This window comes from Streptomyces sp. UW30 (assembly GCF_008042075.1).
GTDB lineage: Bacteria > Actinomycetota > Actinomycetes > Streptomycetales > Streptomycetaceae > Streptomyces.
The window spans coordinates 1,090,904-1,108,781 of the sequence record NZ_RDBN01000005.1 but is presented as its reverse complement, the minus strand read 5'-3'; the positions used below and the strand labels follow the sequence as shown (position 1 = coordinate 1,108,781).

Annotated in this window: 18 protein-coding genes and 1 riboswitch; of the genes, 7 read left to right on the top strand and 11 right to left on the bottom strand. The window is 70.2% G+C overall.

The features are described 5' to 3' along the window. The first annotated feature begins 74 nt into the window (after window positions 1-74). From EAO75_RS06800 to EAO75_RS06770, 7 genes are all read left to right on the top strand, one after another. Window positions 75-590, top strand: coding sequence for an Lrp/AsnC family transcriptional regulator (locus EAO75_RS06800; protein WP_147994049.1), 516 nt, complete (start codon window positions 75-77; stop codon window positions 588-590). Between the two features lie 19 nt (window positions 591-609). Then, a complete protein-coding gene (locus EAO75_RS06795; RefSeq protein ID WP_147994048.1) occupies window positions 610-1,983 on the top strand; it encodes an aspartate aminotransferase family protein in 1,374 nt (457 codons plus the stop codon). Between the two features lie 214 nt (window positions 1,984-2,197). Continuing rightward, window positions 2,198-2,938 carry an ABC transporter ATP-binding protein gene (locus EAO75_RS06790; protein ID WP_147994047.1) on the top strand — a complete coding sequence of 247 codons (741 nt, stop codon included), beginning with the start codon at window positions 2,198-2,200 and terminating at the stop codon, window positions 2,936-2,938. Further along, window positions 2,920-4,374, top strand: a complete 1,455-nt coding sequence (locus EAO75_RS06785) for a hypothetical protein (RefSeq protein ID WP_147994046.1) — start codon at window positions 2,920-2,922, stop codon at window positions 4,372-4,374. The genes EAO75_RS06790 and EAO75_RS06785 overlap by 19 nt, the downstream gene beginning before the upstream one ends. Before the next feature lie 131 nt (window positions 4,375-4,505). Further along, a complete protein-coding gene (locus EAO75_RS06780; protein ID WP_147994045.1) occupies window positions 4,506-4,925 on the top strand; it encodes a VOC family protein in 420 nt (139 codons plus the stop codon). A 44-nt stretch (window positions 4,926-4,969) separates the two neighbouring features. Beyond that, window positions 4,970-6,091 (top strand): LOG family protein, encoded by a 1,122-nt coding sequence (locus EAO75_RS06775; RefSeq protein ID WP_147994044.1) that lies wholly within the window; start codon window positions 4,970-4,972, stop codon window positions 6,089-6,091. Between the two features lie 183 nt (window positions 6,092-6,274). Next, window positions 6,275-6,928 carry an LAETG motif-containing sortase-dependent surface protein gene (locus EAO75_RS06770; RefSeq protein WP_261989161.1) on the top strand — a complete coding sequence of 218 codons (654 nt, stop codon included), beginning with the start codon at window positions 6,275-6,277 and terminating at the stop codon, window positions 6,926-6,928. Window positions 6,929-6,989: 61 nt separating this feature from the next. Here EAO75_RS06770 and EAO75_RS06765 read toward each other — a convergent pair whose 3' ends face one another. The 11 genes from EAO75_RS06765 to EAO75_RS06715 all read right to left on the bottom strand — a co-directional run. Next, window positions 6,990-7,781, bottom strand: coding sequence for a maleylpyruvate isomerase N-terminal domain-containing protein (locus EAO75_RS06765; protein WP_147994042.1), 792 nt, complete (start codon window positions 7,779-7,781; stop codon window positions 6,990-6,992). A gap of 25 nt (window positions 7,782-7,806) precedes the next feature. Continuing rightward, window positions 7,807-8,826, bottom strand: a complete 1,020-nt coding sequence (locus tag EAO75_RS06760; RefSeq protein WP_147994041.1) for an ABC transporter ATP-binding protein — start codon at window positions 8,824-8,826, stop codon at window positions 7,807-7,809. After that, window positions 8,827-10,497, bottom strand: coding sequence for an ABC transporter permease (locus tag EAO75_RS06755; protein WP_147994040.1), 1,671 nt, complete (start codon window positions 10,495-10,497; stop codon window positions 8,827-8,829). Continuing rightward, entirely contained in the window at window positions 10,473-11,558 is a 1,086-nt protein-coding gene (locus EAO75_RS06750) for a thiamine ABC transporter substrate binding subunit (RefSeq protein WP_147994039.1), read from the bottom strand. Before EAO75_RS06750 ends, EAO75_RS06755 begins: the two co-directional genes overlap by 25 nt. Window positions 11,559-11,640: 82 nt before the next feature. Continuing rightward, a riboswitch (TPP riboswitch) is annotated at window positions 11,641-11,748 on the bottom strand. Between the two features lie 31 nt (window positions 11,749-11,779). Next, the gene (rlmN, locus tag EAO75_RS06745; protein ID WP_147994038.1) at window positions 11,780-12,886 is read right to left on the bottom strand and encodes a 23S rRNA (adenine(2503)-C(2))-methyltransferase RlmN; all 1,107 of its coding nucleotides are present in this window, start codon (window positions 12,884-12,886) and stop codon (window positions 11,780-11,782) included. Window positions 12,887-13,020: 134 nt separating this feature from the next. Next, window positions 13,021-13,470, bottom strand: coding sequence for an SRPBCC family protein (locus EAO75_RS06740; RefSeq protein WP_147994037.1), 450 nt, complete (start codon window positions 13,468-13,470; stop codon window positions 13,021-13,023). Window positions 13,471-13,657: 187 nt separating this feature from the next. Beyond that, window positions 13,658-14,824 carry a phosphatidate cytidylyltransferase gene (locus EAO75_RS06735; RefSeq protein ID WP_147994036.1) on the bottom strand — a complete coding sequence of 389 codons (1,167 nt, stop codon included), beginning with the start codon at window positions 14,822-14,824 and terminating at the stop codon, window positions 13,658-13,660. Next, window positions 14,824-15,381 (bottom strand): ribosome recycling factor, encoded by a 558-nt coding sequence (gene frr, locus EAO75_RS06730; RefSeq protein WP_147994035.1) that lies wholly within the window; start codon window positions 15,379-15,381, stop codon window positions 14,824-14,826. The genes EAO75_RS06735 and frr overlap by 1 nt, the downstream gene beginning before the upstream one ends. A 177-nt stretch (window positions 15,382-15,558) precedes the next feature. After that, complete coding sequence (gene pyrH, locus EAO75_RS06725; RefSeq protein ID WP_147994034.1) at window positions 15,559-16,317, bottom strand: UMP kinase; 759 nt, start codon at window positions 16,315-16,317, stop codon at window positions 15,559-15,561. Between the two features lie 195 nt (window positions 16,318-16,512). After that, entirely contained in the window at window positions 16,513-17,349 is an 837-nt protein-coding gene (gene tsf, locus EAO75_RS06720) for a translation elongation factor Ts (protein WP_147994033.1), read from the bottom strand. Window positions 17,350-17,532: 183 nt separating this feature from the next. After that, window positions 17,533-17,878 (bottom strand): 30S ribosomal protein S2 (locus tag EAO75_RS06715; protein WP_147994317.1); only part of this gene is annotated, 346 nt, incomplete at its 5' end.

Here is a 17,878-nt window from a genome sequence, read left to right as displayed (position 1 = left end):
TGCGAAATCCGCAGTACTCAGTCACGTAAACAACGAATTTCATCGCCTCGGCCTTGCGGAACTGTCGAGACGTCGTGCACAGTGACGTCGTGGTCAGTCGAAGCGCAGAGCAGAGGGACTCCCGCGAGTCCAGGAACGGCGGTCCCCAGCCGGACGCCGTCTCCCTCGCCATCATCGAACAACTTCAAGAGGACGGCCGCCGGCCGTACGCAGCCATCGGCAAGGCCGTGGGCCTGTCCGAGGCGGCCGTGCGCCAGCGCGTCCAGAAGCTGCTCGACCAGGGCGTGATGCAGATCGTCGCCGTCACGGACCCGCTCACCGTGGGCTTCCGCCGGCAGGCGATGGTCGGCGTGAACGTCGAGGGCGACGTGGAGTCCGTGGCCGACGCGCTGACGGCCCTGTCGGAATGCGAGTACGTGGTGATGACCGCCGGGTCCTTCGACCTGATGGTGGAGATCGTCTGCGAGGACGACGACCACCTCCTGGACGTCATCAACCGACGCATCCGGGCCGTCCCCGGAGTGCGCTCGACGGAGAGCTTCGTCTACCTCAAGCTCAAGAAGCAGACCTACATGTGGGGAACCCGATAACCGTGAGGACCCGATAACCGTGAGCACCAACAGCCCTCAGGACCTCAGCAGGACCGCGTACGACCACTTGTGGATGCACTTCACGCGTATGTCCTCGTACGAGAAGTCCCCCGTCCCGACCATCGTCCGGGGCGAGGGCACCTACATCTACGACGACAAGGGCCGGCGCTACCTCGACGGCCTCGCGGGCCTGTTCGTGGTCCAGGCCGGCCACGGCCGCGTCGAGCTCGCCGAGGCCGCGTTCAAGCAGGCGCAGGAGCTGGCGTTCTTCCCGGTGTGGTCCTACGCCCACCCGAAGGCCGTGGAGCTCGCCGAGCGCCTCGCGGACCACGCGCCCGGCGACCTGAACAAGGTCTTCTTCACCACCGGCGGCGGCGAGGCCGTCGAGACCGCCTGGAAGCTCGCCAAGCAGTACTTCAAGCTGCAGGGCAAGCCGACCAAGTACAAGGTCATCTCGCGCGCGGTCGCCTACCACGGCACCCCGCAGGGCGCCCTGTCCATCACGGGTCTGCCCGCCCTGAAGGCCCCCTTCGAGCCGCTGGTCCCCGGCGCGCACAAGGTCCCGAACACCAACATCTACCGCGCCCCGCTCTTCGGTGACGACCCGGAGGCCTTCGGCCGCTGGGCCGCCGACCAGATCGAGCAGCAGATCCTCTTCGAGGGCCCGGAGACCGTCGCCGCGGTCTTCCTGGAGCCGGTCCAGAACGCGGGCGGCTGCTTCCCGCCCCCGCCCGGCTACTTCCAGCGGGTGCGCGAGATCTGCGACCAGTACGACGTGCTGCTGGTGTCGGACGAGGTCATCTGCGCCTTCGGCCGTCTGGGCACGACGTTCGCCTGCGACAAGTTCGGCTACGTCCCGGACATGATCACCTGCGCCAAGGGCATGACCTCGGGCTACTCCCCGATCGGCGCCTGCATCATCTCCGACCGCCTGGCCGAGCCCTTCTACAAGGGCGACAACACCTTCCTGCACGGCTACACCTTCGGCGGCCACCCGGTCTCCGCGGCCGTCGGCCTCGCCAACCTCGACCTGTTCGAGCGCGAGAACCTCAACCAGCACGTCCTCGACAACGAGGCCGCGTTCCGCGGGACGCTGGAGAAGCTGCACGACCTGCCGATCGTCGGCGACGTCCGCGGCAACGGCTTCTTCTACGGCATCGAGCTGGTGAAGGACAAGACGACCAAGGAGTCCTTCACCGACGAGGAGACCGAGCGCGTCCTGTACGGCTTCCTGTCCAAGAAGCTCTTCGAGAACGGCCTGTACTGCCGTGCGGACGACCGCGGTGACCCGGTCATCCAGCTCGCGCCGCCGCTGATCTCCAACCAGGAGACGTTCGACGAGATCGAGCAGATCCTGCGCGAGACGCTGTCGGAGGCGTGGACGAAGCTCTGACCCCGACTGATCCTCCGCCGCCCTGCGGCCGGAATGATCAACACACTGGCCCCGGTGCCGCCCGTTCGAGTGAGACACGGCGGCCCGGGGCCCTGTGCTGTCCCGGCTTCGGGCGACGGCTGCCTAGCGTGCCAGTGACCGATCAGCCCAGCCTTCGTTCCCCCGCACGGGGGATCGAGGAACGGGAAAACGGATCAGAACCGAGGTGTACGCCATGGTGGCCCCGCCGGACAACGACGTGCTCTGGGCACGCGCCCTGCACTTCTCGTACAACGACGGCTCGCCCGCGCTCAGCGGCGTCTCGCTCGGTGTCCAGGAGGGTGAGATCCTCGCCGTCATCGGTCCGCGCGGCAGCGGCAAGACCGCGCTGCTGCGGTGTCTGTCCGGCCTGGCCCAGGTACGGCGCGGCGAGGTCTGGTTCAACAGCGTGCCGGTGCACAAGATGGGTCCGGTGGCCCGCGAACGGCTGCGCCGCGACCGGTTCGCCTGGGTCGACCCCACCCCGGCGCTCGTCCCCGAGCTGAACGTCTGGGAGAACACCGCCCTCCCGCTGATGCTGCGCGGCACCAGCCGTCGCCGCGCCAAGACGGCGGCGCTGGAGTGGCTGGAGCGCCTGGACGTCGGCGAGGCGGCCCGCAAGCGCCCGCACCAGCTGGTCATGGCCGAACGCCAGCGCGTGTGCATCGCCCGTGCGCTGGCCCCCTCGCCCATGGTCCTGTTCGCCGACGAGCCGACGGCGGCCCTGCACCGCGCCGACCGCACGCATGCCCTGCGCACCCTGACGACGGCGGCCCGCTCGCACGGCATCACCGTCCTGCTGGCCAGCCATGACGCGGACACGGCAGCCCTCGCCGACCGCTCCGTGACGCTGCTCGACGGGCGGCGCGTGAACACGGTGCACCTGCCCCCGGCCACCGAGGCGGAAGGCCGGGCCGCGTGCTCGCTCTCCGTCTGACCCGCGTCGCCCAGCCCGCCGTACAGCTGCGCCGGCTGCTCGTCGCGGCGGCGTCGGCGGGCACGGGCTTCCTGCTGCTGTCGGCCCTGGGCTACGCGATGTCCCACCCGGACTCCCCCGCCGCGGCAACCCTCCGGCTGGCCTGGTGCGCACCGCCGCTGGCCGCGACGATCCACCTCGCGGTGGCCGTGGCCCGCACCGACCCCGCCACCAGGCCCCGCCCCGGCCTCGCGGCGATCGGCCTCGGTCCGGGCCGCCTCATGCTGGTCTCGGCCACCACGACGGCCCTGGCCTGCGCTCTCGGCTCGATGCTCGCCCTGCTCGTCTTCCTGCACCTGCGGGGCGACCTGACGGGCATGCCCTTCGACGGCGCCGCCTCGGCGTTCCTGGCGGCGGACAGCCCGCTGCCACTTCCGGCCGCCCTGACGCTCCTGGCCCTCGCACCGGCACTGGCGTCGGCAGCGGTCGCCCTGCTGCTCCGCCCGAAGGCCCTCGGGCCCGCCTCGAAGAGGTCCACGGGACGGCCGTACGGCCGCTTCGGGGGGTCCGGCAGATCGACGGGACGGGAGACCTTCGGGGCGTACGGACGGTTCGGGGCGCGGTTGCGCGATGCCGTACGGGGCGCCGCGGCCACCCCGCAGCGCCCGGGCCGTCGTACCACCGGGGCGACGTCCGCCCCGCAGAACGGCCGTGCCGCCGGGACCGCGACCGCGCAGAAGGGCGGCGCCCCGCAGGCGCGGGCGAGCGCACCGGCCCCCTCGCCGGCCGAGGAGGAGGACAGCCGGCAGACGCTGGACGACCTGACCCACTCGCCGGTCCCCCGCAAACCCCCCGCGGGCCTGCCCTGGGGCATCACCATCCTCACCGCGGGCCTGGCCGTGGAGACCTACGCCGGCCGCACCACCGGCGACAGCCCCCACGCCCTCCCCTCGGCGCTGCCCACCGGCCCCGCCGCGGTCCTGGTCGGCTGGGTGCTCGCCGCCCTCGGTCTCGCGCTCGCCGCCCCGGGTCTCACCCACCTCTGCGGCCGGCTCCTTCAGTCGGTACGCCCGGGCCCCGTCCGTCTCCTGGCGGGCCGCGGCCTCATGGCGGAAGCCACCCGCATCGGCCGCCCCCTCGGCGTCGTCTGCGCCGTGGCCGCCGCCGTGTACGCCATGGCGCCCCTGTCCGACTCCGCGGCCGGCGCCACCGTCGGCCCGCTCTCCGCTCTCGGCGCCACCGTGGTCACCGGCGCGACCGTGACCACCCTCCTGATGGCCGCGCTGGAGGCCAGACAGGCCCGCGCCGACACCACGGCCGCGCTGCTGCTCCTCGGCGCCCCGACCGCGATGCTCCGCAGCGCCGCCGCCCTGCGCACCGGCGTCCTGCTGGCCGTGTTCTGCCCGCTGACCCTGACCGTGGCCGAGCTGGCCGCACTGCCCCTGGCCGGCCGCTGACACGGCCGCCGCGGTCGTCGGCAGACGTCCCCGGAAAACCGGTGAGAGAAAATCTCCGACCGGCGATGAGTTCCGATCGGACCCCCGGTCTATCCCACCGAACAGCAACCACCCCGATGGGAGAGACCACGATGAGCGCCCCCGCGTACCAGCAGATGATCTTCGTGAACCTGCCCGTGAACGACCTCGACGCCTCGAAGAAGTTCTTCACGGAGCTGGGCTACGCGATCAACCCGCAGTTCAGCGACGAGAACGCGGCGTCCGTCGTGATCAGCGACACCATCGTCGCGATGCTGCTCACCAAGCCGTTCTACTCGACCTTCACCAAGAAGGAGATCGCGGACGCCTCGACGACCAGCGAGGTGCTGATCTGTCTGAGCGCCGAGAGCCGCGCGAAGGTGGACGAGCTCGTGGAGAAGGCCGTCACGGCAGGCGGCACCGCATCGGACAAGGTCCAGGACATGGGCTTCATGTACGGCCGCGCCTTCGACGACCTCGACGGCCACACCTGGGAGGTCGTGTGGATGGACCCGGCTGCCATCGAGGGCTGAGCCCGCCGCACCCCCGCACGACGCACGGTGCCTAGCATGGGCGGGTGCAGACGATGCCCGCCCATGCGGCCCACCACGACGACCGTGAGATAGAGACACTGGAGGAGTTCGACGCGACCGTCTCGGCGCGCGGCTCCCTCGCCGGATTCCGTATCCAGGCAGTCGACCTGACGGACCGTACGCGCGAACTGCTCGGCACGGACACGACGGGTGCCGTCTTCCTCGGCTGCCCGATGCGCGAGGAGGCGGCCGCGAAGATCCGCGGCGGCGGCGCCCTGGTCTTCCCGCCGGTCCCGGACCTCCCCTTCGATCCGTACCGGGGCCTGGTCTACTCCCCCGACGAACTCTTCGCCTCCCTCACGGACGGCTACGAGAACACGCCCGACGCCCACGCGTACGCCTGGTTCCAGCGGACCAAGGCGGACCGCGACGTGTACGCCTCCATGCTCCGGGCGATCCACGACGACTCCATCTCGGACGCGCTCGACGAACTCCTGTCCGGCGCCCGTGTGGTGGGCGTCATGGGCGGCCACGCGATGCGGCGCGGCACGCCGGCCTACGAGGGTGCCGCGCGGCTCGGCCGGGAGCTGGCCCGCGCCGGCCTCACGGTCGCCACCGGCGGCGGCCCGGGCGCGATGGAGGCCGCCAACCTGGGCGCGTACGCCGCCCCGTACGACGACGAGATGCTCGCCGAAGCCCTCCGGATCCTCGCGAAGGCCCCCGTGTTCACGCCCTCGATCACCGAGTGGGCGACGGCCGCCTTCGAGGTGCGTGCCCGCTGGCCCAAGGGCGGCCGCTCGGTCGGCATCCCGACCTGGTTCTACGGCCACGAGCCGCCGAACCCCTTCGCCTCGCACATCGCGAAGTACTTCGCCAACGCCACCCGCGAGGACGGCCTCCTGGCCCGCTCGGGCGCGGGCGTCGTCTTCCTGCCGGGCGCCGCCGGGACCGTACAGGAGATCTTCGACAACGCGACGCCGAACTACTACGAGTCGCGCGGTGAACCCACCCCCATGGTCCTGGTCGACCGCGCGCACTGGACGGAGAAGCTGCCCGCGTGGCCGCTGCTCAAGTCCCTCGCCCGTCAGCGGTCGATGGAGGCGCGGATCGCCCTGGTCGACCGGATCGAGGACGCGCCGGAGGCGTTGAAACGTCTCGGCGGTTAATAAGAGAGCAAAGCCAACGACTGTAGGCTGCATATGCGTTGACACTACTTATGCCACGCTTATAAACCTGTGAGTCTCCTGGGGACGGTGGTGTCACGTCACCGGCTCCGTCGAACCCCCCTCACTGGTGCAACTCCCGTAAGGACAAACGTGTCCATAAACCGCCGTACTGTCGCACGTTCCGTGCGCGCTCTGGGTGTCGTCTCCGCCTCGGCCGCGCTCGCGCTCTCTGTCGCGGGCAACGCGCTCGCGTGCGACATCAGTGAATTCTCCGCCGAAGCCAAGTGCGACGGCGACAAGGGCATCATCACCGTCACCGACGTGGACCCCAGCGGTGTCCCGGCGACCGTCACGGTGTACCTGCAGAACAACGGCGCCGACCTGAAGAAGGTCGGCGAGCAGGAGGTCAAGGGCTCGCGCGAGGGTGTCACCATCACCTTCGCCGAGAACTGGAAGCCGGACGCCGAGTACCGGATCCACGTCAAGGCCGCCGGCTACGTCGACGAGGACATCACGCCGAACCTGACGACCCCGTCCACGGCCTGCAAGAAGGAAGAGGAGGAGCCGCCGGCTCCGTCCGACACCCCCACCCCGTCGGAGACCGCCTCGACCCCGGCCGAGGAGACCGACAGCCCGACCCCGGTCCCGTCGGAGAGCGACAGCACCGCCCCCGCGAGCAGCGCCCCGTCCCCGGCGGCCGGTGACTCCAACCTCGCCGAGACCGGTGCGAACTCCAACACCGGCCTGATCGCCGGCATCGCGGTCGCCCTGGTCGCGCTCGGCGGCGGCGCGGTCTTCTTCGGCCTGCGCCGGCGCGGGGCGAGCAGCGACCGCTGACGCACCCGTAGAGCAACGCCCTGGTGGCCCGTCCCCTTTCCGGGGGCGGGCCATCCGCGTGTCAGCCGAACGTCGCCCGCTCCAGCCAGAACTCCAGCAGCTCCCGCTCGCCGAGGACCTCCAACTCGGGGCTGTCCAGCGGCAGTCGACGATAGAAGGCGAGGAGTACGGGGGTGAGGGGGCCGCGCAGGGCGACCGTCGCCTTCTCGTGGCCGCGGCGCCAGGCGATGACGTCCTCGGAGACGTCGATCAACCACTCCGCGTCGACATCCGGGGGGTTGTCCGTGGCATGCAGATGGATGCTGCTCCCCTCTCGCCGCAGCTCACGCGCCGGATCGTCCGGCACGGTCCGCTGGGCCCACTCCACGATCTCCAGCCACTCGTCGATCGCGTCGGCCGCCACGTCGGCGGCGACCTCGTAGGGCAGCCCGGCGGCGAGCGTCGCGTCCGCGCGATGGATCGTGATCTCGTGGGTCATACGGCGGGCCCAGAACCCGGCGTTGAGCACCCCGGCCCAGCCCCACACCTTCGCGTCGGGACCGGCCTCCCGCAGCGTGCCGACGACCATCTCGCCGGTCTCCGCGAGCCAGGCGTCGAGCGCGGCGGCGTCGCCCTCGGGGCCCTCGCCCCCCGGGACCTTCTCCTCCGGGATCTCCTCCTCGGCCCGCGTCCGCACCATCAGCTCCACCCAGCGCAGGGCGCCGCCCGTGTGCCGCACGAGCTGTTCCAGGGACCACTCGGGGCAGGTCGGCACGGTCGCCGACAGATCGGCGCCGGAGGTCACCACTGACCTCAACAGGCCGACCTGGTGGGCGATCTCGTCGCAGTAGCGGTCGTGTGCGAGCAGCGTCATGCCCCGCACCCTATGTGCGCCGCGATCAGCCGAGCACGACAATTTCGGCCGCGTCGAACTCGACGCCCACGGTGTCCCCGACCTCGGGCGCATCCCGCAGCGCGCAGGCCGCCTCCAGGCGCGGCGCCTCCCGCGGCTGGAGGTGCACGGCGACATGGGTGCCCCTGAAGGTCCGCGCGGCGACCGTGCAGCGCAGGCCCGCGTCGGGGGCGACGAGGCGGACCCCGGCCGGCCGTACGAGCAGCGTGCGCGTGCCCTGCGCGGCGTCCTCGTCCACGGGCAGCTTGCCCCAGGGTGTGTCGGCGGCCGCCCCGGCGACGGTGCCCTCGACCACGTTGTCGAACCCGAGGAAGCGCGCCACGAACTCGTCCACGGGCCGCTGCCACACTTCCAGCGGCGTGCCGCTCTGGGCGATCCGCCCGTCCCGCATCACCACGACCCGGTCGGCGAGCGCGAAGGCCTCGCCCTGGTCGTGCGTCACGGCCAGCACGGTGGTGCCCAGCCGCCCGAACAGCTCACGGAGTTCGACGACGAGCCGCTCCCGCAGCGAGCGGTCGAGCTGCCCCAGCGGCTCGTCCAGCATCAGCAGCCGCGGCCGGGGCGCGAGCGCACGGGCCAGCGCGACCCTCTGCTGCTCACCGCCGGAGAGGGAGGCGACGGCGCGCCCGGCCGCCCCCGGCAGACCGACCAGGTCGAGCAACTCCCGTACCCGTTCGGCCTGTTCACCCTTCGACGCGCCGTGCATCCGCGCCCCGAAGGCCACGTTGCCGCCTACGTCCCGCTGCGGGAACAGCTGATGGTCCTGGAACATCAGCCCGACGCCCCGCTTGTGCGCGGGCACCCCCGCCTGGTCCCGCCCGTCGAGCGACACCCGCCCGGCGTCGAGGGGTTGCAGCCCCGCCACCGCCCGCAGCAGCGTCGACTTGCCGCTGCCGCTGGGCCCGAGCACGCATACGATCTCGTGCTCGGTGACATCGAGATCGACGGCGTCGAGCACGGCCCGACCGCCGAAGCGGACGGTCGCACTGTCCAGGCTCAGCAGCATCTAGAACTCCCCGCTCCGGTCGGTCCGCAGCCGCTCCAGCACCAGCAGCGCCACCGCGCACACCATCATCAGTACCGTCGAAAGGGCCATCGCCTGGCCGTAGTTGAGCTCGCCGGCCCGCCCCAGCAGCCGCGCGACGGCGACGGGCAGCGTGGGGTTGTCGGGCCGCGCGATGAACACGGTCGCGCCGAACTCCCCCAGCGACACCGCGAAGGCGAACCCGGCGGCAATCAGCAGCGCCCGGCGCACCATCGGCAGATCGACCTCGCGCCAGACCCGCCAGGGCGAGGCCCCGAGCACCGACGCCGCCTCGCGCAGCCGCTGGTCCACCGCCCGCAGCACGGGCAGCATGGTCCGTACGACGAAGGGGACGCCGACCAGCGCCTGGGCGAGGGGCACGAGGATCCAGGTACTCCTCAGATCCAGCGGCGGCTCGTCGAGGGCGATCAGGAACCCGAACCCGACCGTCACCGCCGACACCCCGAGCGGCAGCATCAGCAGCGCGTCGAAGCCCCGGACGAACCGGCCCGCGTCCCGCCGGGTCAGCGCGGCCGCCGCGAGACCGCCGATCAGCACGGCGATGAGGGTGGCGACGACGGCGTACTGCAGCGAATTGCCGATCGCCTCGATCGGCGCGACGAGGAAGACCCCGCCGTCGGCGCTGGTCAGCGCCCGGTAGTAGCCGAAGTCGGGCGCGTCGAGGGACCGCTGCACCAGCACGCCCAGCGGCAGCAGCAGGAGTACGGCGATGACGGCCAGGACACCGGCCAGCAGCGCCCACTGTCCCGCCCCGCGCGGCCGCCGCGCGGTCAGCGACGCGTCCACCAGACGCAGGGCGCTCTCCCGCCGCCGTACCGTCCAGGCGTGCACGGCGAGGATCGCGCCCACCGCCACGAACTGGACGAGGGTGAGCACGGCGGCGGTGGACAGGTCGAAGATCTCGGAGGTCTGCCGGTAGATCTCCACTTCGAGGGTGGAGAAGGTCGGGCCGCCGAGGATCTGCACCACACCGAAGGAGGTGAAGGTGAACAGGAAGACCATGAGCGCGGCGGCGGCCACGGCGGGCCCGAGGGCCGGGAGGGTGACCTGCCGCCAGGCCTTCAGCGGCGACGCCCCGAGCATCCGCGCGGCCTCCTCCTGCCGCGGGTCGAGCTGCGCCCAGAGCCCTCCCACCGTGCGGACGACGACGGCGTAGTTGAAGAAGACGTGCGCCAGCAGGATGGCCCACACGGTGGTGTCGAGCCGTACGCCCCACAGCTCGTCGAGGAGTCCGCCGCGGCCGACGAGCGCGAGGAACGCCGTACCGACGACGACCGTGGGCAGCACGAAGGGCACGGTCACGACGGCCCGCAGGACCTGCTTGCCGGGGAAGTCGAAGCGGGCGAAGACATAGGCGCCCGGCAGTGCGATCAGCAGGGTCAGCGCGGTGGAGGCGAGCGCCTGCCAGGTGGTGAACCACAGGACGTGCCGGATGTCGGACTCCCCGAGCACGTCCCACAGGCGCCCGAACTGCCACACCCCGTCGACTTTCAGTCCGCGCGCGACGATCGCGGCGACGGGGTAGGCGAAGAAGACCGCGAAGAACGCGACGGGCACGGCGATGAGGCCGAGCCGCACCGCGTTCCCCTTACGGCTCCTTGGCGGGGCTACTTCAGTACGAGCGAGGTCCACGACTTGACCCAGTCGTCACGGTTGTCGGCGATCTTCGCCGGGTCCAGGGTCTCGGGGTTCTCGGCCTGCGGGCCGTACTTCACGAACTCCGGCGGCACCTGGGCGGCCTCCCGCACCGGGTAGACGAACATGTTGAGCGGCATGTCGTCCTGGAACGTCTTGGTCAGCAGGAAGTCGAGGAGTGCCTTGCCGCCCTCGGTGTTCTTGGCGCCCGCGAGCAGCCCGGCGTACTCGACCTGGCGGAAGCAGGTGCCGGTCGCGACGCCGGTCGGCGCGGTCGTGGGCTTCGGATCGGCGTAGATCACCTCGGCGGGCGGCGAGGAGGCGTACGACACGACGAGCGGGCGGTCGGCCTTGGCCTTCTTGCCGCCGGCGGAACCGGAGAACTCCTCGTTGTAGGCCTGCTCCCAGCCGTCGACGACCTTCACGCCGTTGGCCTTCAGCTTCTTCCAGTAGTCCTGCCAGCCGTCGTCGCCGTACTTCGCGGCGGTCCCCAGGAGGAATCCCAGTCCCGGCGAGGAGGTGGAGGCGTTCTCGGTGACGAGGAGGTCCTTGTACGCGGGCTTGATCAGATCGTCGTACGTCGTCGGCGGGGCCAGCTTGTGCTCGCTGAAGTACGCCTTGTCATAGTTGACGCAGATGTCGCCGGTGTCGACGGGAGTGACCCGGTGCTTGTCCTGGTCGACCCGGAACTCGGGCAGGACCAGGTCGGAGCCCTTGGCCTCGTACGACTGGAACAGATCGTTGTCGAGCGCCCGGGACAGCAGGGTGTTGTCGACGCCGAAGAAGACGTCGCCCTGGGGGTTGTCCTTGGTCAGGATCGCCTTGTTGACGGCCTGCCCGGCGTCGCCGTCCTCCAGGACCTTGACCTTGTAGCCGGACTGCTTCTCGAACGCGGCGAGGACGCCCTTGGAGACCGACCACGAGTTGTGGCTGACGAGCGTCACGGTCTTGCTCTTGGATTCGGGGTTGTCGCTCCCCGAGTCGGACGACCCGCACGCGGACAGCGTGACGAGTCCGAGCCCGACGGCGAAGACCGTGGCCCTCTTGGTGATGCTCACTTGATTCCTCCTGGGGTTGACCAGGAAGAGACGCGGCCCTGCCCGGGAGCCCTCTCATCGGCTCCCGGGCAGGGCGCAACAGCTTGAGTGATGACCGAACTTCCTACCCAGAATGACCTGGGCAAGGTTCAGAGGGTCTGCGGCCCGGTTGCCGCACTCTCAGCGCTGTGGCGCTCCCCTGTCGGAATATGAAGATGTACGTACGGGTGTACGCGCTCAGATTACCGCTCGGTGGCCGCCAGCTGACCGCAGGCCCCGTCGATCTCCTGACCACGGGTGTCCCGGATCGTCACCGGCACGCCGTGCGCGGCGATGGCCTCGACGAACGCCTTCTCGTCCTCGGGGCGGGAAGCGGTCCACTTCGAGCCCGGAGTCGGATTCAGCGGAATCAGGTTCACATGCACCGGCTTGCCCTTGAGCAGCCGCCCGAGCCGGTCACCACGCCAGGCCTGGTCGTTGATGTCCCGGATGAGGGCGTACTCGATGGACAGCCGACGGCCGCTTTTCTCGACGTACTCGAAGCCGGCATCCAGCACCTCGCGCACCTTCCACCGCGTGTTCACGGGTACGAGGGTGTCGCGCAGCTCGTCGTCGGGCGCGTGCAGGGAGATCGCGAGCCGGCACTTGAAGCCCTCGTCGGCGAACCGGTGGATGGCCGGGACGAGCCCGACGGTCGAGACGGTGATCCCCCGCTGCGACAGCCCCAGCCCGTCGGGCTCGGGGTCGGTGAGCCGCCTGATCGACCCCACAACCCGGTTGTAGTTGGCGAGCGGCTCGCCCATCCCCATGAAGACGATGTTGGACAGCCGAGCGGGCCCTCCCGGCACGTCCCCGTCCCTCAGCGCCCGCATCCCGTCCACGATCTGGTGCACGATCTCGGCGGTGGACAGATTGCGATCGAGCCCCGCCTGTCCCGTGGCACAGAAGGGACAGTTCATTCCGCACCCGGCCTGCGAGCTGATGCACATGGTCACCCGGTCCGGATACCGCATCAGCACCGACTCGACGAGCGTCCCGTCGAACAGCCGCCACAGCGTCTTGCGCGTGTCGCCCTGGTCCGTCGACAGATGCCGCACGACGGTCATGAGCTCCGGAAACAGCTCCTCGCGCAGCTTGTCCCGCGACCCGGCAGGGATGTCGGTCCACTGCTCCGGGTCGTGCGCGTACCGAGCGAAGTAGTGCTGCGAGAGCTGCTTGGCACGAAAGGGTTTCTCCCCGATCGCAGCGACAGCGTCCTTACGCTCACCGGGCGTGAGATCGGCAAGATGCCGCGGCGGCTTCTTGGCTCCGCGGGGGGCGACGAATGTGAGTTCTCCGGGCTTAGGCATGGCTCAACCAGTGTCGCAGATCAACTCCGATGGTCCGGGGCCGAGGACCGCAGGCTGTCAGCAGAGCCGTCAGCGAGCGTCAACCGGGCCATCGAGGACTGCAACGAGGACTGCAACGACGACTGCAGCAAGGTCTAGGCCGACGTGCCTTCCAGCCTGTTCTTGAGGAGTTGCTCGTCGCGCGGGAGTTCCTTGCGGACCTGGGGGCGGACGACGAGGGGGACCAGGACCTTGCCGAGGCCGTGCCCCTCGAAGTCGATGTCGATCGTCACACGGGAGCGGCGCCCGTCGTCGAGCGGCTCGATCCGACCGTGCGTGCGGGCCCTGACGGGGCCGTCGATCCCGTGCAGGTCCCAGCCGTACGGAGGGTCGAGCGCGTCGAACTGCACCGTCATCGGCAGCTGACGGCTGCCGATGCGACGGGTGACCCGGACCCGGGAGCCGGTGTGGATCGGACCCTCGTCGAGCGACTCGGCCGAGACGGCGCTCAACTGCCATTCCGGCAGGTGAGAGGGGTCGGTGATGTACGCGTAGACATCGGCCGGGGTCCGGTCGACGTCGATGATTTCTCGGATGGCGGTCATGACGACCCCCTTAGAGAGGCCCCATTACGGGCGTACAGGGGAATGGTCCCACCGCAGGCTCCGGGACACCATCGCGCCATGTGCCGAGACGGCGAGGAGCCCCCGCTCGGCGAGAGCGGGGGCCCCGGGGCTCCTCTGATGCCACTGAACCGTCAGCCGTACGCATACGGTCGGCCGGAGGTGACCGTCAGCCGGACCCCACGAACAGCACCAGCAACAGCCACACCACCGGCGCCGTAGGCAGCAGCGAGTCCAGCCGGTCCATGATCCCGCCGTGCCCCGGCAGCAGCGTGCCCATGTCCTTGATGCCGAGGTCCCGCTTGATCATCGACTCGCCGAGGTCGCCCAGGGTGGCGCTGGCCGCGACCGCGAGGCCCAGGAGCAGGCCCTGCCACCACGTGCCGTCGTCGATCAGGAACTCCATGCACAGCGCGCCCGCCACCATCGCGAAGCTCACCGCGCCGAGCAGGCCCTCGCGGGTCTTGCCGGGGCTGATGCGCGGAGCGAGCTTGTGCTTGCCGAAGCGCCAGCCGATCGCGTACGCGCCGGTGTCGCTGACGACCGTCAGGAGCAGGAACGTCAGGACGCGCCACGGGCCGTCGTCGGCCGTCAGCATCATCGCGACGAACGTCGCCAGGAACGGCACGTAGAACGCCGCGAAGACGCCCGCGGTGACGTCCCTGAGGTAGCCCTCCGGCGGCTCCGTGAACCGCCAGACCAGCACGGCCAGCGCGGTCAGCGCCATCGCCACCCAGGCACCCTCGGCACCCCGGACGTACCCGGCGACCACCATGGCCGCGCCGCCCAGCGCGAGCGGGACGAGCGGCGCCTTGATGCCCTTGCGCTCCTCGAGCCGCTTGGTCAGCTCCCACAGGCCCACGACGACGGCGACCGCGACGACACCCACGAACACGGCCTTGACGACGAACAGCGACGCGACGATCACCACGCCCAGCCCGACACCGACCCCTATGGCCGCACCCAGGTCGCGCCCCGCGCTCTTCTTCTGCGGCTGGGGCGCCGGCGGCGGGGCGTCGGGCATGGGCTCCGGATTCTGCGACGCCGCCTCGAAGGGCCGCGCCTGCGGCGTGTCATGAGGCCGCGCCTGCGGCGGTCGGGTGTGGAACAAGGGGCCGCTCAGCCGAGCGGCCCCCCGGTCGTCATCCTGGTCTCCGCCATACGCGGGTACGTCGGGCACGATGGGCATGGGGCGAGTGTGCTGCGCCTCAGGCGCATCGTACGCGGGACCCGCCGGGGCAGCCCCCTGGACAGGTCCACGCGCGGTGGCCCCCCAGTACCCGGCCTGCCCGGCCTGCCCGGCTTGTGGCGGCGCCCCCCAGGAAGAGTCGTTCATCAGACCTCGAGCAGCTCGGCTTCCTTGTGCTTGAGGAGCTCGTCCACCTGAGCGACGTACTTGTGCGTGGTGTCGTCGAGCTCCTTCTCCGCGCGGCGGCCCTCGTCCTCGCCGATCTCGCCGTCCTTGATCAGCTTGTCGATGGCGTCCTTGGCCTTGCGGCGCACGGAGCGGATGGACACGCGCGCGTCCTCGGCCTTGCCCTTGGCGACCTTGATGTAGTCGCGGCGGCGCTCCTCGGTGAGTTCGGGGAACACCACCCGGATGATGTTGCCGTCGTTGCTCGGGTTGACGCCGAGGTCGGAGTCGCGGATCGCCTGCTCGATGTTGCGCAGCGCGCTCTTGTCGAACGGGGTCACGACCGCCATGCGCGGCTCCGGCACGGAGAACGAAGCCAGCTGGTTGATCGGCGTCGGCGCGCCGTAGTAGTCGGCCACGATCTTGTTGAACATCGCCGGGTGCGCACGGCCGGTGCGAATCGCAGCGAAGTCCTCCTTGGCGACCACGACGGCCTTCTCCATCTTCTCCTCGGCCTCGAGGAGGGTCTCTTCGATCACCACTTGCTCCTGCGTGTCTTGAGTAAGGCCCGGCTGCGGTTCCTCGGTGGGGCGGCGGCCGGCTGCGTCGCGTCTTCTTCCTGCACGGTTCCCGACCGGCAGGACATTGTCCATCCCCCGGTCAGGGTCCGCCCCGTCCGTCCCCCGGACGGGTTCGTTGTCGGAGTTGTCGGAGCGTCAGCCCCGACCGCCCTGCTCACCCACAAGCGTGCCGATCTTCTCACCCTTGACGGCGCGGGCGATATTGCCCTCCGCAAGAAGCTCGAAGACGAGGATCGGGAGCTTGTTGTCGCGGCACAGGGTGACCGCCGTGGCGTCGGCGACCTTGAGCTCGCGCGTGATGACCTCGCCGTAGCCGAGGGAGTCGAACTTGACGGCGTCCGGGTTGGTCTTGGGGTCGGAGTCATAGACCCCGTCGACACCGTTCTTGCCCATCAGCAGCGCCTCGGCGTCGATCTCCAGGGCGCGCTGCGCGGCGGTGGTGTCGGTGGAGAAGTACGGCATGCCCATACCGGCGCCGAAGATGACCACGCGGCCCTTCTCCAGATGCCGTACGGCACGCAGCGGGATGTAGGGCTCGGCGACCTGCCCCATGGTGATCGCGGTCTGCACCCGCGAGTCGATCCCCTCCTTCTCCAGGAAGTCCTGGAGGGCGAGGCAGTTCATCACGGTGCCGAGCATGCCCATGTAGTCGGAGCGTGCCCGGTCCATGCCGCGCTGCTGGAGTTCGGCGCCGCGGAAGAAGTTGCCGCCGCCGATGACGACCGCGACCTGCGCGCCGTCGCGCACGACGGCCGCGATCTCGCGGGCGATCTTGTGCACCACGTCCGGGTCGACGCCGAGGCCCCCGCCGCCGGAGAAGGCCTCTCCGGACAGCTTCAGCAGAAACCGGCCGCGTACTTTGCCGTCGTCGCTCTTCTGGGGCTTGGTGGTCATCGAGATCCCGCCTTTGTTACGTGGTGCACATACGAAGAAGGCCATTGCCGGTTGGGGTGTGTTTCGCATCCCATGCGCGGCAATGGCCTCCTCGTCAGATCTGCTGTCGTCCGTCACGCGCGCGTACGCGATGACGGCGTCCGCCAACGACTGCCCTCGACCCTATCGGTGCGAGGCGCCGATCGCGGCACGGACTCAGATGCCGACCTTGATGCGCGTGAAGCGCTTCAGGGTGACACCGGCCTCGTCCAGAACCTTCTGGACGGACTTCTTGTTGTCGAGCGCGTACGGCTGGCCGAGCAGCGTGGCGTCCTTGAAGAAGCCATTGAGGCGACCCTCGACGATCTTCGGCAGGGCGGCCTCGGGCTTGCCCTCGGCGCGGGTGGTCTCCTCGGCGACGCGACGCTCGGACTCGACGACCTCGGCCGGCACGTCCTCCTTGGAGAGGTACTTCGGCGCGAAGGCGGCGATGTGCTGGGCGACGCCCTTGGCGATCTCGGCGTTCGGCTTGTCCAGCTCGACGAGGACACCGATCTGCGGGGGCAGGTCGGGCATCGTGCGGTGCATGTACGCGAGCACGAAGCCGTCGGTGTACTGCGCGAAGCGGTCCAGGACGATCTTCTCGCCCAGGTTGGCGTTGGCCTCGTCCACGAACGCCTGGACGGTCTTGCCGGCCTCGATCTCGGAGGCGAGCAGAGCCTCGATGTCGGCCGGGGAGGTCTTCGCGACGTGCTCGGCGATCGCGGTGGCGACGGCCTGGAACTTGTCACCCTTGGCGACGAAGTCCGTCTCGCACTTCAGCTCGACGAGGACACCGGAGGAGTTGTCGTCAGCGATGATCGAGACCACGGCGCCGTTCTCGGCGGAGCGGCCCTCGCGCTTGGCGACGCCCTTCTGGCCCTTGATGCGGAGCGCCTCGACGGCCTTCTCCACGTTGCCCTCGGCCTCGTCCAGCGCCTTCTTGCAGTCCATCATGCCGGCGCCGGTGAGCTCACGGAGCTTCTTGACGTCAGCGGCGGTGTAGTTCGCCATGAGTCTGTGAATCTTTCTCGAAGTCTGGAAGATCGAAGATCTACGGGGTCTACGGCCCCCATGAAGGCGGAAGCCGCTGACCTTTCGTCGACCTACGGGTGAACGGCGGGAGCGGACTTCACCGCGCCAATGGCGCAAGTGGGTGCAGTACCGCTCCCGCCGTCAACCCTGACGCTGACGGTGTCAGGCCTGCTCGCCCWCGGCGGCCGGAGCCTCGGCAGCAGCCTCAGCCGGAGCCTCGGCAGCAGCTTCGGCCGGAGCCTCGGCAGCGGCCTCAGCCGGGGCCTCGGCCGGAGCCTCGGCGGCGGCCGGGGCCTCCTCAGCCTTCTTCTCGCCCTCGAGCAGGTCGCGCTCCCACTCGGCGAGCGGCTCGCCCGCGGCCTTCTCACCCTTGTCGCCGGTGGCGACGCCGGAACGGGAGATGAGGCCCTCGGCGACGGCGTCGGCGATCACACGGGTGAGCAGGGTGACGGAGCGGATCGCGTCGTCGTTGCCCGGGATCTTGTAGTCGACCTCGTCGGGGTCACAG

Coding starts and splice junctions, on each gene's coding strand:
- EAO75_RS06765 (WP_147994042.1), bottom strand. CDS start 7,781: ATGACGCTGCTCGCACACGACCGCTACTGCGACGAGATCGCCCACCAG.
- EAO75_RS06760 (WP_147994041.1), bottom strand. CDS start 8,826: ATGCTGCTGAGCCTGGACAGTGCGACCGTCCGCTTCGGCGGTCGGGCC.
- EAO75_RS06790 (WP_147994047.1), top strand. CDS start 2,198: ATGGTGGCCCCGCCGGACAACGACGTGCTCTGGGCACGCGCCCTGCAC.
- EAO75_RS06735 (WP_147994036.1), bottom strand. CDS start 14,824: ATGAACGACTCTTCCTGGGGGGCGCCGCCACAAGCCGGGCAGGCCGGG.
- EAO75_RS06740 (WP_147994037.1), bottom strand. CDS start 13,470: ATGACCGCCATCCGAGAAATCATCGACGTCGACCGGACCCCGGCCGAT.
- tsf (WP_147994033.1), bottom strand. CDS start 17,349: ATGGCGAACTACACCGCCGCTGACGTCAAGAAGCTCCGTGAGCTCACC.
- pyrH (WP_147994034.1), bottom strand. CDS start 16,317: ATGACCACCAAGCCCCAGAAGAGCGACGACGGCAAAGTACGCGGCCGG.
- EAO75_RS06780 (WP_147994045.1), top strand. CDS start 4,506: ATGAGCGCCCCCGCGTACCAGCAGATGATCTTCGTGAACCTGCCCGTG.
- rlmN (WP_147994038.1), bottom strand. CDS start 12,886: ATGCCTAAGCCCGGAGAACTCACATTCGTCGCCCCCCGCGGAGCCAAG.